This is a genomic window from Brenneria uluponensis (assembly GCF_032395385.1).
Taxonomy (GTDB): domain Bacteria; phylum Pseudomonadota; class Gammaproteobacteria; order Enterobacterales; family Enterobacteriaceae; genus Prodigiosinella; species Prodigiosinella aquatilis.
Genome location: NZ_CP135917.1, coordinates 1,583,681 through 1,597,154, shown reverse-complemented (window position 1 = coordinate 1,597,154; position 13,474 = coordinate 1,583,681). Strand labels below are relative to the sequence as shown.

Below are 13,474 nucleotides of genomic sequence, written 5' to 3'. Positions count from 1 at the left end.
GTCATTCCTCTTTGGTCACCCGCACCACTTCCTCCCAGGTAGTGATACCGGCCAATACTTTTTCCATTCCATCCTGACGAATAGTGGTGCGGCTATGGCCCAGCATACGGGCAATATCCAATTCGCCGTCACCACGATGGATAGCCGTCCGGACCCGGTCATCAATCAACAACAGTTCATGGATGCTGGTACGGCCGCGATAGCCAGTGAAGTTGCACTGCTCACAGCCCACCGAATGATGCAATGTCGTACCGACAGGCAGACCGGATTGATGGGCTTGCTCTTCATCAATCGCATAAGGCTGACGGCACTCCGGACACAGGGTACGCACCAACCGCTGGGCCAACACCGCCAGCAGAGAGGTAGACAGCAAAAAAGGTTCGGTGCCCATATCCTTCAGGCGCGACAGCGCACCCAACGCACTGTTGGTATGCAGTGTGGATAACACCAGATGACCGGTCAGGGATGCCTGCACCGCAATTTGTGCTGTTTCGCTATCACGAATTTCTCCAACCAACACGACATCCGGGTCCTGGCGCAGAATGGCCCTCAACCCACGAGCAAATGTCATATCCACTTTGGTATTCACCTGCGTCTGGCCGATACCATCCAATTCATATTCAATCGGGTCTTCCACCGTCATGATGTTGCGCTCGGTGGCATTAAGGCGGCTGAGCGCAGCGTAAAGCGTGGTACTTTTCCCCGAGCCGGTCGGCCCGGTCACCAGGATGATGCCATGTGGCCGGTGAATCAGCGTGTCCAACTGCTTCTGGTTGTTCTCTGTCATACCGAGTGCATCCAAGTCCAGCTGCACACTGTTTTTGTCCAACAGACGCAACACCACCCGCTCACCATGGTTTGATGGCAATGTTGAAACCCGTACATCAATGGCACGGCCACCAATGCGTAATGCCATACGACCATCCTGCGGGACACGTTTCTCGGCGATATCCAGTTTGGCCATAACCTTGATACGCGAAACCAGCAACGATGCCAGCTGGCGCTGCGGCCGCAAAATTTCCCGCAATACACCATCGACACGAAAACGAATCAGCAGATTACGTTCGTAGGTTTCAATATGAATATCGGATGCCTTGTTTTTGATGGCTTCCGTCAGCATGGCATTAATCAGGCGGATAATTGGCGCATCATCTTCAGCATCCAACAGATCATCGCTATTGGGCAGCTCTTCCGCCAATGTATAGAAATCAATATCGTTACCGATGTCTTCCATCAGTTGCCGCGCTTCTTCTGAATCGCGCTGATAGCGCATCACCAGCTCTCGCGTAAACGCTTCGGCACTCACCCGACTGATATTTAGCGGTATTCCTGCCACGCGCCGCGCTTCCAGAAGCGCCATCGCCGATGTTTGCGGTACACAGAGAACCTGTGCAACCGAGGTTGGCTCACCCTGTAACAGCAGAATCTGTTGGGCTCGCGCATAGGCGAATGGCAGCAGAGGACGTGACTCGACAGCGTCGATAAGCGATTCGCTCATCGGCCCTCCCGAGGATAAAACGTGGCAATGGCGGATTGTACTTGACTGAAGATGTAGGTATTTCCGCCAGAAGGTAAATGCAGCGTATCATTATTCAATACTCGCTCTCCCTGCCCCGCACCACGCTGTTGATCCTGTTCATGATCGAAGGAACGATACTTAGCCACCGATGCATCCCGAAACTGTTCGCGGTCACGAATGATGGTTGGCCGCAAAAATAGCATCAGATTACGTTTTGACACCGTACGGCTCTTGGAACGGAACAAGCTACCCAACCAGGGAATATCGCCCAGTAGCGGAACCTTACTATCCGTCTCGACGGTAGATTTATCGAGCAGCCCGCCAACCACGACGGTTTCGCCATTGTTCACCATGACGGCATTATTCACTGTGCGGGTATTGAAGGTTGCGCCCAGATCACTGGTTGTACTGCTGCTGGAGTCCGCAACGCTGGAGACCTCCTGCTCGATCTGTAGCAACACTGAATCACCGTCGTTAATTTGCGGTTTAACCTTCAGTTTGATACCCACTGTTTTGCGCTCCACCGTACTGTAAATATTGTCGGCGGAGGTCGTCTGAGAACCGGTAAGAACCGGGACTTCCTGCCCCACGTTGAACGTCGCTTCCATGTTATCCAACGTAACAATGCTGGGCGTCGCCAGCACATCGTTCTTGCTATTACTGGACAATGCTGTCAGCAACATTGACCAGTTCCCGTGATAGAAACCGGCTGCGATGCCATTCACACTGCCAAGCGCGCTGGAATAAGCCGAGGTTAACGTACCGTCAGATCGATACTGATCAGTACCGACTATTGCGGTCGAGATAGGCATACTGGTGTTGGTAAACTGCGTCATCCCCGCACGGTTGTTACCCCACTGGATGCCCAGATTAAGGCCATCCGCATCCTGGACCTCCGCAATGATGGCCTCAACCAACACTTGTGGACGGCGAATATCCAGTTTATCGATAACCTTTTCCAGATCGCGCTGAATATCAGGCGGCGCGGTAATGATCAGTGAATTGGTCTGATCGTGCGCCCGAATGGTCACTTCCTTGCCCTGAATGATGATGGTCTTTCCACCGGAACTCGAGTTGCTACCAAAAGCGGAACCAAACCCCGTGCTGGTACTATCAGAAGAACTGCTACCAGAAGACGAACTGCTTGTACTACTGCTACTTGAGTCTGAACTTCCCGACTTGCTTTTGTTGCCGCTACTGCTGGAAGTATTTCGGCTATTACTACTGCCGCTGTTACTTCCCGTAAGCACATTCACCAGATCCAATGCCTTGGCGAATTTCAGATAAATGACCCGAGTCCCGCCTTGTGCCACCGACTTGCGATCCAGTTGATGGACCATGTCTACTGCCCACTTTAAGGAGTGCGCTTCACCACTCACCACCACCGAATTGGTGCGTTCGTCCGCCACCACATTTGCCAGCATTGTGCTCGGCAAGCTATTTTTCTCATCACTCTTGTTAAGATTGGTTACCAGTTTGACCACATCTTCCGCAGAAGCGTAAACTAGCGGAACAGTCACGACATTGCGGTCACCGGTTTTATCTACCTCATCGATAATTTCCATCAGCCGCTTCACGACAGCTGCACGCCCGGTCATCAACAGAACGTTGGAAGGTTCGTAATGTACGACACTGCCCGCACCGGCATTATCATTCAGTTGACGCAATAACGGCGCCAGATCGCGGGCGGCAACATTATTGACAGGGACAACGCGGGTAACCAATTCATCGCCTACCCCCGGCTGCTCGTCACTGGCTACCGGTATTGAAGATGTCTTGGCGTCTTTTGAGCGAACCACTTTCAACACACCGTTATTCATTGATACGACAGAGAAACCATATACATCCAGCACACTGAGAAAGAACTGGTAATACTGCCCCTCATTCATCATGTCATAGCTGCGTACCGTTACGGTGCCACGTACCGTCGGATCGATAATGACAGTTTTATTCAGGTTTTTACTGACGGTATTAATAAATTCCTGAATGTCGGTGCCTTTAAAGCTGGCTGAAAACTCGGCGCCCCATCCACAGGATGATCCGAGCAAAAGGGCGATTATGCCTAACCAACCCCAGCGTTTTATTATTCCTTTAGCAAACACTTTACTCGTCTCCCCCAAGCTCTAAATAAATATCCTTCCGCTGCCCTTCCCGCTCTACTGTCACGGTGAACTCATGCACATCCAACATGCGTTCCATCGCTTTCTTGGCTTGCTTTTCGTCCCGCAAATCCAGACCGTTCATCGCCACAGCCAGATCGTTGTCTTGAAAACCAACCCGATAGAATGCATCACTGTCTCTTCCGGGATTAAGTAAATAGCCGGAAAGTTTGTTGCTATCTGTCATCACAGGAGAAAAAGCGAGATAATCACTAATCGCTGCTGCAGGACGTTGTTGTAGTTGCTCCTTCAACTGCGCGATATCGGTTTGACCGTCCCGCTCCTGATCATATAAGCCCAACGCCTCATAGCGTCCCTGATACTGCAATATGATTTTATCCGACTGAATAGAGACAATCTTGGCATCATAGCCTGGTACCCGCTCACCGACGCCACGACTAACCTGATGATTATCCTTACTAATAATAGCTATTGATCGGCCACTCTCGCGGCTGGCGACAACGCCAGTCAGACTTAATTTCAGAGAAGAAAGCGGTAGATTGTTCAATTGGACGGAATCCAGCCCGCCAGCCGTTTTAGTTTTTTCAGACGAGACACCAAATAATGTGAAAGCACCCAGCGTCACAGACTGCTGCTTAGCCTGTACCGGCATGACATGCGCAGCAGGCAGTGGCATATTTTGTGGTAATACCATCTGCCAGACTAACATCGCCAATTGCTGACAAATCAGTAACAGCAACACACAGAGCAAAGTACGCCTGATAACAAGCGGAGATACAGGTGGCAGTCGTGAAATTTTCATCTGCAAACATTGTCCCTATTTGTTCGCGGCCCTATTATTCCCCCACCCGCGGAGATGATATGAAGCAAAGGGTTTACTACAGGGCAGGCATTCACAGGTGAAAACATCATCATGCTGCCTACCACTTCTGCTGCCTTATTGCATACTTGGATAATAATCCCGGTATCGATATATATTTAATACGCTCCCCAATGAAACACATCCCGGTTTAAGGGGAAACCATAGACATATGTCATCACTGTATATCCATCACCAGTAGCTCAACCACCCACTATTTCATGTATATACCCGTCATACTTCACGTTGCAGGTGTGTTGGCTGCGTTCGCTCACCCGAATCACTTACCTGAGTAAGCTCATCGGGATTCGCTCACTTGCCGCCTTCCTGCAATTCGAATTATTTTGGGTATAGAAATAGTGTTTAAGCAGTAATTGCAGATTCCCGTCACTAGAGCAAAAAACCTCTTTATTTTTATGTAACGCCCTTTTCCGGATATAGACTCACATTTAACCAAAAATCAGGAACAATCACCAAGATAAATCAATTGAGCTCTTCTTCGGTATTAGTAAGGCGGCTGCGCTCTAGAAACGGGTAATATCCTGATAATAAAAACATGACACGTTCATTACAAACATTCACCATGTCTATAATCTGCTTTCATTAATCACAACATGAAAATATTAATTATTAGCAAACGCATAATTCAAATATGGTGTACTAAAAAACAGCAATATCATTATACTTATCGTTCGTTATTTTATACCCGTCATATGGTGTGTTGGTGTTGGCGTTGTTGTCCGATCTCCCAAGAGCCACTATAACCAGTATTGAAACTGACTCTGTACACGTTTTTCACTTATTAAAATCAATAAATCATGTCAGTGCATCAGGAATCATTCACTGCTCTCCCCATGCACTTGAAATCTATCTGGCATGCAGTGCCATATCATAGTTATAACGGTTTAATAACATCAAACAAAATAAAATTCCCATAAAATCCACTTATACCTATTGACACAGATTTTCCGTTATCACCATTATCATAGGATGACAATAATATTATTGTTATCCTGATTCGACTATTTAACCTCCAACATTTTTGTCTTACACACTGATTTTATTTAGCACTATAACTTAAAAAGAAACAACAAAAAAACAATATCAAAACATTGTTTCATTAAAACATATTGATGTATTTTTTTTGCGACAAAGCTCAAGTTTTTGCCGGTATTAATTACTAAGATAACAGTTTTTTGTCGAAATGAAGTTTAGGTCACACAAATGGTGTAAGAGACTTTTTAACGCTTCCCATTTTATTAAAAATAAGGCATGAAATGCTGCTGGCTCCTGCTGTTCTTGCCGTTTGCTTGGGATAAGCATCACATTGAGATAACGTTTGAGGTAGATGTGGATAAAACACCGGAAGTCAAGTCATCAGCCACGGACGTTACTGCGGGTTATCGTATTCCCGGCTACCTGCTGGCAATTTACGCCACTCTGCTGATTTCTCTCGGATGGCTAAGTCATCAACGTTGGACGGAAATGGAAAATCCCCCGCTGATAGTTCCCACCACCGCTATTGCCGCGTCCATTCTGCCGCACACTGTTCAGACTAAAAACACAACCGGCCGCCTGGTGGGAAACCTGCCCCCCGCTCAAACACAGCATAAAAAAAAGAGACTCCCGGTAAAGCACACCATCAATAATAGTGCGCTGAATACAGTGGAACCGGGGGAATTACCGCCGTTAATCTATAGCGCACATGTCTATACCTCTGGACAAAAACAGCGCAGCATTACGCTTAATCGGCAGCTTTATCATGAGGGAGACAGCCCGATAAAGGGATTGATTATTGAGCGAATTGAGCAGGATGTCACCGTGTTCAGCTTTAACGGTGAACCCGTTATCCTTGATGCGCTGGAAGACTGGCCGGGAGGAAAGCCAGCAGCACCTCCCGCCGAATGACAATGTCACTTGTTACTGCGCATAGCCTCAATAAATGGTTCTAGCGAACGATTAAAAGCGGAGCACTGCGTTGCTTTCAATGTGCCATCTTTTAATAACCCTTGATACAGATTCGCGCTGAGTTGCGGCAATGCCTGGTAGTGACTGGTGTCCCACCCTTTCTGTTTCGCCAACTGTAATGCCGTTTTCTGCATAGTGTTATTATCTGGCAAATCACTGCGATTACATTGCAGCTTCAGATAATTGCCAGCTGCAATTAACGAGGCAAGTTGATTAATCTGCTCATTAACTGGCGTGTTCACTGCCTGATGACCAGAAGCCGGTTTCACCGGCGCAGAATGTTGGCACCCCACGACACTGAGACAAAATATACTGATAAACAAGATTTTCAATGGCGATAAGCGCATGACATGACTCGTCTTATTGGTTAAGTTCCATCTATTAGGGCTGATAGAAAAACACTATCACTTTACCGCTACAAGTAACGGTAAAGCACATCGTGATCAAACTATCAGAAAAATTTCTCTGCCGGCAAAAAAGGCTGTCGCACTACTTAATCAACCTTGGCAGCGCCTGAACGAAGCGCTGGCAACAAACCGTCCGCCCGGAACATAGCCTTGATTCCCCTGACTGCCTGGCGGATACGATCCTGATTCTCTATTAATGCAAATCGTACATGCGTATCGCCATAATCGCCAAAACCGATCCCCGGAGACACACAGACTTTCGCTTCAGAAAGCAGACGCTTGGCAAACTCCAACGATCCCAGGTGAGCATAGGCATCCGGTATTTTTGCCCACACATACATGGCAGCCTTAGGTTCATCGACCATCCATCCAGCTTCATGCAGACCACGCACTAACACGTTACGACGTTGCCGATATTGTTCGGCAATATCACGCACACACTGTTGATCCCCTTCCAATGCTGCGATAGCAGCTACCTGTAATGGCGTAAAAGTACCATAATCGTGATAGCTCTTAATACGGGCCAACGCGTTGACCAGTTCGGCATTCCCCACCATAAAGCCGATTCGCCAGCCAGCCATGTTGTAGCTTTTGGATAGCGTGAAAAATTCAACCGCAATCTCTTTCGCACCCGGCACCTGCATAATGGACGGAGCCTTCCAGCCATCATAGACGATATCTGCATAGGCCAGATCATGGACTACCAATACATCATACTGCCTGGCCAGCGCCACCACCCGCTCAAAGAAATCCAGCTCAACACATTGCGCGGTCGGGTTTGATGGGAAACCCAAAATCATCATCTTGGGTTTGGGGATGCTTTCGCGGATTGCCCGCTCCAGTTCATTAAAGAAGTCCACACCTTCCACCAATGGTACAGAGCGGACCTGAGCACCGGCGATAACCGCACCATAGATATGAATTGGATAGCTGGGATTGGGCACCAATACCGTGTCGCCATGATCGAGTGTGGCCAACATCAAGTGCGCCAGCCCTTCTTTCGAGCCGATGGTCACGATCGCTTCACTTTCCGAATCAATATCAACCTGATAACGATCGGCATACCAGCGAGAGATGGCACGGCGCAACCGCGGAATGCCGCGGGATGTGGAATAACCGTGGGTATCCTCACGCTGCGCTACGGTACAAAGTTTTTCTACAATATGGGGTGGCGTCGGGCCGTCCGGATTACCCATACTAAAATCAATAATATCCTCGCCACGGCGACGCGCAGCCATTTTTAATTCAGCAGTGATATTAAATACGTAAGGGGGAAGACGATCGATACGAGTAAAACGACGCGGAGAATTGAAATCAGCCATAAGATCCTCGAAGTAACGTGAGCGCCCGGACCGTCCGAGCGACGCTGTAGCCCATTCAGGGCTGCCACTCAAACTATCTCAGATTACGCAATCTGTCGATATCACTACCGACAAATTTTTACCTAAATCTCAGTCTTGGCGAAACTTTATTCTGCAAAATAACCTTTGGTAACGATACAAAGAATAATGTGTTGTATATCCATTTTACAAAATGGTTAATAGGACAGTTGCCCCATATAAGCGATTGGTTGAGTCAAACTATCAGGGTAATGCAGTGCGTTGCAGAATATTGAGCCATCCCTTGCCCTGTATCATATTCAACACCATGAACAACGTGGATATTATCCAACGTGTGTATAGTCATTCGGATTGTGTGCGATATATAAGGTAAGTGTTCCCGGTAATATAGCAATTTGATGGGGTTATTCTATGATCAACTGGATAGACCAAGTGGCAAAGCTTGCCTGTTTGCCGCTGGGAAAGGTATTGAATTGAGATAGATCCAGCCGAATAGGCGTGAAAATATTTTCTGGATGCTTTGTCTACATTTTTTATAAATTCGACAACACAGGTGGGCTTGATAATGACAGAAATAAATATTTATGGTCAAGAATTGGGCAAATCATTACCCGACTGGCAGGCTCGACCTCTCCCTCAAAAAATTATCCTCAGAGGAGACTATTGTCTTCTTGAGCCGATTGACATCAAGCATAGCCAGGATTTATTTGCCGCTTGGTACTGCATTGATGACGAGCGCGACTGGACCTACTTTCACATCAGAAGACCCATCACTATTAAGCAATGCGATCACTACATTGCTTCTCTTGCTCAAAGCAAGGATCCTCTTTTTTATGCAGTAATTAGCGCTTCCACAGGTAAAGCTGTGGGTTTTGTCGCTTTGCAACACATCGATCCAAATAATGGCGCTATAGAAATAGGGTGGATAAACTGGTCACCTTTGATGAAACGAACCTTATGTAGTACCGAGGCAATATATCTTTTGCTGTCTTATACGCTGGAAACGTTGCAATACCGGCGATGCGGGTGGAAATGTGACAGTCTGCATCAGAATGCGATTAATGCAGCAGAACGTCTGGGATTTAAATATGAAGGTACCCTCAGACAGACGCAGGTCTCCAAGGGGCATAGTCGTGACGTCCGCTGGTATTCGATCATTGATGACGAGTGGCCAGGGATCCGTCAGGCTATGCAACTTTGGCTAAACCCGGCTAACATGGACGAAATGGGTAAGCAAAAACAAAGTCTGGCTAAGTTTATGCCTCCGACAGGAGAACGTTAATCATTTTCTATAATGGTTAATCCTGAGCGAACAGGTTAAGCACCGGATTGCGATTACCCAGCGTGGGCAGTTCAGTTTTTTATAAGATGAAGAACCTATGGGTAGTGGGCTCTTCAATCTGAAAAAACTGATTTTACATTTTATGTAAGAATAAACCATAAGGGATAATTGATTATTATCATTAAATTCATTGGCAAAAAATAGACGCATCAGATCGAATAACTGGGGAAATACGCCTAACGAGTGACGACAAGGAAGAAAGATTTAACTCAGCAACAGATTATCGCTTGGCTGAATTAACCATGAATCGTATGTATAAAAAAAGCACCGACTTCGTCTGGTCATATGTCAAATGGTTTTATTTTATAAAATTGTTAAAATTAAAGTTAATTCAGTAAATTCTATAATGATTATGGTAATAAACACACCTCATTCTGTTATTTTCGATATAATCCTATTGCTGCCTCAACAAGTAGGACAGGTAAAGTACGGATAAAGAGAAAGGCGCATTGAGAGGGTGTAATGTGGTTATTACATTACCTTTATATCATTACTTATCTTATCTGCATCCTTGAATAGACCCGAGTTTCCTCGATCTCAGACAATCACCGTCTCGCTGATATCAATTAACAAACTTAAAACAATATCAGGCATGCTTTATTTTAGGGCCCAATAATAAATCAACGCACCAAAATGATGCATTTGATCATAAAACGGAAAATATAAAAATACTTAAAATCAAACATATAATCAGAAACACATTTCATCATGAATCCTCTTTTTTATAAAAAACCGCAAAAAAAACAGATAAAATTAATTTATACAGAATAATAATCTTGTTAGTTTTAACTTATTGGATTAAAAATCCATAAAAATACTATAATCTGATTTTATGAATTAGATAAGCAAGATGTATTGACATAAACAACTACATATATTATCAATTACACAATCTTTTTATACCCCAATAAAATCACCATCTGACCATGTTTCACTTATTCGCCCTATAACGTTTATGAGGAAAAAGAATGGATATTAAAAAGCCCTACTTGTTATTTCTTGGTGATGCCCACGATCAATTAGCCGCAAAAGTGGCTATCGGTATTAAACAATGGCATCCGGAATATTGTGTCGGACAATATCGTATGCCAGGTTGCCATGCCGATTGTGGATTGCCGGACGTCGATATTCACGCAGCACGGGCGGCCGGGGCACAAACGCTGGTCATTGGTGTGGCTAACCGGGGTGGCATTATTTCGGAACAATGGATTACCGTACTGAGTGAAGCATTGGAAGCCGGAATGGATTTGGCGGCCGGATTGCACAATAAGTTGGCCGATGTACCGGCATTAAGTGAACTGGCGACCAAACTCGGTCGTTCACTGTCTGATGTCCGCCATCCCACCGAGTCCTATCCTGTAGCCAACGGACGTAAACGTTCAGGGAAGCGATTATTACCGGTTGGTACCGACTGCTCCTGTGGAAAAATGTATACCGCGCTGGCCATCGAAAAAGAGATTCTCGCCCGTGGTGGCAAAGCCACATTCAGAGCAACAGGGCAAACCGGTATTCTTATCAGCGGTGCGGGTATCAGCATTGACGCGGTGGTTTCCGATTTTATCGCCGGTGCAGTAGAAACCCTTACACCGGCAAATGATGCCGACCACTGGGATGTTATCGAAGGGCAAGGTTCTCTGTTCCACCCTTCTTTTGCGGGCGTTACCACCGGTATCATTCATGGGGCTCAACCTGATGCGCTGGTACTTTGTCATGAACCGACCCGCAAAACCATGCGCGGCGTCGATTACCCGATCCCCGATTTGGCTGACTGTATGGCATTGAACCTTGCCATGGCCCGATTAACCAACCCTGATTGCCGATTTGTCGGTATCTCGGTCAATACGGCGGCACTTAGCGACGAGGAAGCCATACTGTTAATGACCAATATCGAAAACAAACTGGGACTTCCCACGGTGGATCCTTTCCGTCAAGGCGTTGGGCGCATTGTGGACCAATTGGCAACAATATGAAATCAATAGAATTCTTTCATGAGATCTGGCCACTGAGTCATGTTTTTACCATTTCGCGTGGCAGTAAAAAGCAGGCTGATGTCGTGACGGTAGCCCTGCATTCCGGCGACCTGACCGGATATGGTGAGTGCGTTCCTTATGCTCGATATGGTGAATCAATAGAGAGTGTAATGGAACAACTCTCCTCGCTCACCAGCGATTTGCGCAATGATATGGACAGGGAAACATTACAAACCCGGCTTCCGGCGGGTGCAGCCCGCAACGCTCTCGACTGTGCGTTCTGGGATATGGAATGTAAACAGCACCAACAGCGGATCTGGCAACGATTGAACTATCCTAATCTCACCACGTTGGAAACGGCTTATACTTTGTCGTTGGATACACCGGAGCATATGTATCGGGCTGCGCAACAGCATGCCCATCGTCCATTACTGAAACTGAAACTGGCTGATAAAGACGATCTGGCGCGCGTCGCCGCCGTACGTAAAGGCGCCCCCCTCGCCCGACTGATCGTCGACGCGAATGAAGGCTGGGACGCCACATTGTATACCTTACTGGTTCCTGAATTGGCACAGCTCGGCGTCACAATGATCGAACAACCGCTTCCCGCTGGAAAAGATGCCATTCTGGCGACATTGCCTCATCCGATACCTATCTGTGCCGATGAATCGTGCCATGACAGTCAGTCATTGGACAAGCTGCTGGATTGTTATGACATGATAAACATCAAGTTGGATAAAACCGGTGGTCTAACTGAAGCGCTTCGCTTACGCGCACTTGCCCTGAATAAAGGGATGCAGATCATGGTTGGCTGTATGGTCAGCACGTCACTTTCCATAGCCCCGGCATTTATGGTGGCACAAGGAGCGAGTGTGGTTGATCTCGACGGCCCGTTGTTACTACAACGCGATCGTGACGCAGGTCTGCAATATAACGGCAGCACCATGTTGCCGCCGCAAGCTGCCTTATGGGGATAACGCACATCGTCGTGCATTGAATAATGATCAGGAGTGTTGTGATGCAACGTATTGTTTATGTTGATGGGAAGTTTGTCGAAGAACAGAATGCCACGGTATCCATCTTTGACCGCGGCTTTCTCTTCGCTGATGCCGTCTACGAGGTAACCTCGGTAATTCATGGAAAACTGGCGGAGTTCGACGGCCACATGGCGCGTTTGCAGCGCTCCTGCCATGAGCTGTCACTACCTTTACCGATGTCGGTTGACGAGTTGAGAAATATCCACCAAACCTTGATCGAAAAAAATCAGTTGCAAGAAGGTGGTATCTATTTGCAACTCAGTCGGGGTAATGCGGGCGATCGTGATTTTCACTTCCCGCCTGCCGATGTGAGACCTACGCTGGTGCTGTTTACCCAGGCCCGCGCCATATTCGACAATCCCAAGGCCGAAAGTGGCCTGCATGTGGTGACCAGTCCTGATATTCGCTGGCATCGCCGTGATATAAAAACGGTGAGCCTGCTGGCGGCCTGCCTGGCAAAAGAGTATGCCCACTCCCGGCATGCGGATGACGCCTTCATGGTTGAGAATGGTTTCATTACCGAAGGCAGCTCTTGCAACTGCTACATCGTTCTGGCCGATAAAACCATCGTCACCCGCCCGCTCAGTAACGATATTCTGCATGGCATTACCCGCCAGTCACTGTTGAAACTGGTCGAGCAGGACCACCTTAGTCTGGAGGAACGGTGTTTCACGCCAGAAGAGGCTTACCATGCCAGTGAAATTTTCATTAGTTCCGCGACCACATTTGTGCTGCCGGTTGTCAGCCTGGACGACAAAATCATTGGTGATGGAAAACCTGGACCAATAACCCGTCGGTTACGAGAAATTTATATTGAGATGGTGCTCAAGCAAGTGAAGTAACGCTGCTTAACCGCCATCTGTAGTACAAAGATGGCGACGCCTTATCAGTCATTATCCCCTTCGCCGATGA

The 13,474-nt window shown here is 47.2% G+C and carries 11 protein-coding genes; 6 read left to right on the top strand and 5 right to left on the bottom strand.

Annotated features, from left to right (window positions below; all coding sequences use genetic code 11):
- Nucleotide 1 precedes the first annotated feature (1 nt).
- Genes gspE through gspC form a run of 3 tightly spaced genes read right to left on the bottom strand, consistent with a single transcriptional unit; the run spans nucleotide 2 to nucleotide 4,441 of the window.
- Nucleotides 2-1,498 (bottom strand): type II secretion system ATPase GspE, encoded by a 1,497-nt coding sequence (gspE, locus tag RS889_RS07445; protein WP_315710059.1) that lies wholly within the window; start codon nucleotides 1,496-1,498, stop codon nucleotides 2-4.
- Nucleotides 1,495-3,579: a type II secretion system secretin GspD gene (gspD, locus tag RS889_RS07440; protein ID WP_315710948.1), complete on the bottom strand. Its 2,085-nt coding sequence runs from the start codon at nucleotides 3,577-3,579 to the stop codon at nucleotides 1,495-1,497. Before gspD ends, gspE begins: the two co-directional genes overlap by 4 nt.
- A gap of 43 nt (nucleotides 3,580-3,622) precedes the next feature.
- Nucleotides 3,623-4,441, bottom strand: coding sequence for a type II secretion system protein GspC (gene gspC, locus RS889_RS07435; RefSeq protein WP_315710058.1), 819 nt, complete (start codon nucleotides 4,439-4,441; stop codon nucleotides 3,623-3,625).
- A 1,329-nt stretch (nucleotides 4,442-5,770) separates the two neighbouring features.
- Here gspC and gspB point away from each other — a divergent pair.
- Nucleotides 5,771-6,406, top strand: coding sequence for a type II secretion system assembly factor GspB (gene gspB, locus RS889_RS07430; RefSeq protein ID WP_315710057.1), 636 nt, complete (start codon nucleotides 5,771-5,773; stop codon nucleotides 6,404-6,406).
- 5 nt (nucleotides 6,407-6,411) lie between these two features.
- Here the strand turns inward: gspB and gspS are convergent, their stop codons facing one another.
- Together gspS and alaC are read right to left on the bottom strand one after the other, a co-directional pair.
- A complete protein-coding gene (gene gspS, locus RS889_RS07425) occupies nucleotides 6,412-6,813 on the bottom strand; it encodes a type II secretion system pilot lipoprotein GspS (protein WP_021016729.1) in 402 nt (133 codons plus the stop codon).
- A 146-nt stretch (nucleotides 6,814-6,959) separates the two neighbouring features.
- Complete coding sequence (gene alaC, locus RS889_RS07420) at nucleotides 6,960-8,195, bottom strand: alanine transaminase (RefSeq protein ID WP_315710054.1); 1,236 nt, start codon at nucleotides 8,193-8,195, stop codon at nucleotides 6,960-6,962.
- Between the two features lie 583 nt (nucleotides 8,196-8,778).
- On the opposite strand from alaC, the gene RS889_RS07415 reads away from it, so the two are divergent.
- The 5 genes from RS889_RS07415 (at nucleotide 8,779) to RS889_RS07395 (ending at nucleotide 13,404) form a co-directional block, all read left to right on the top strand.
- Complete coding sequence (locus RS889_RS07415) at nucleotides 8,779-9,495, top strand: GNAT family N-acetyltransferase (protein ID WP_021016731.1); 717 nt, start codon at nucleotides 8,779-8,781, stop codon at nucleotides 9,493-9,495.
- A gap of 185 nt (nucleotides 9,496-9,680) precedes the next feature.
- Entirely contained in the window at nucleotides 9,681-9,893 is a 213-nt protein-coding gene (locus RS889_RS07410; RefSeq protein WP_315710946.1) for an Hha/YmoA family nucleoid-associated regulatory protein, read from the top strand.
- A gap of 630 nt (nucleotides 9,894-10,523) precedes the next feature.
- Nucleotides 10,524-11,525 (top strand): N-acetyltransferase DgcN, encoded by a 1,002-nt coding sequence (dgcN, locus tag RS889_RS07405; RefSeq protein ID WP_290179883.1) that lies wholly within the window; start codon nucleotides 10,524-10,526, stop codon nucleotides 11,523-11,525.
- Nucleotides 11,522-12,502 carry an N-acetyl-D-Glu racemase DgcA gene (gene dgcA / locus RS889_RS07400; protein ID WP_315710052.1) on the top strand — a complete coding sequence of 327 codons (981 nt, stop codon included), beginning with the start codon at nucleotides 11,522-11,524 and terminating at the stop codon, nucleotides 12,500-12,502. The genes dgcN and dgcA overlap by 4 nt, the downstream gene beginning before the upstream one ends.
- Nucleotides 12,503-12,543: 41 nt before the next feature.
- Nucleotides 12,544-13,404 carry a D-amino-acid transaminase gene (locus RS889_RS07395; RefSeq protein WP_021016734.1) on the top strand — a complete coding sequence of 287 codons (861 nt, stop codon included), beginning with the start codon at nucleotides 12,544-12,546 and terminating at the stop codon, nucleotides 13,402-13,404.
- The last annotated feature ends 70 nt before the right edge of the window (nucleotides 13,405-13,474 follow it).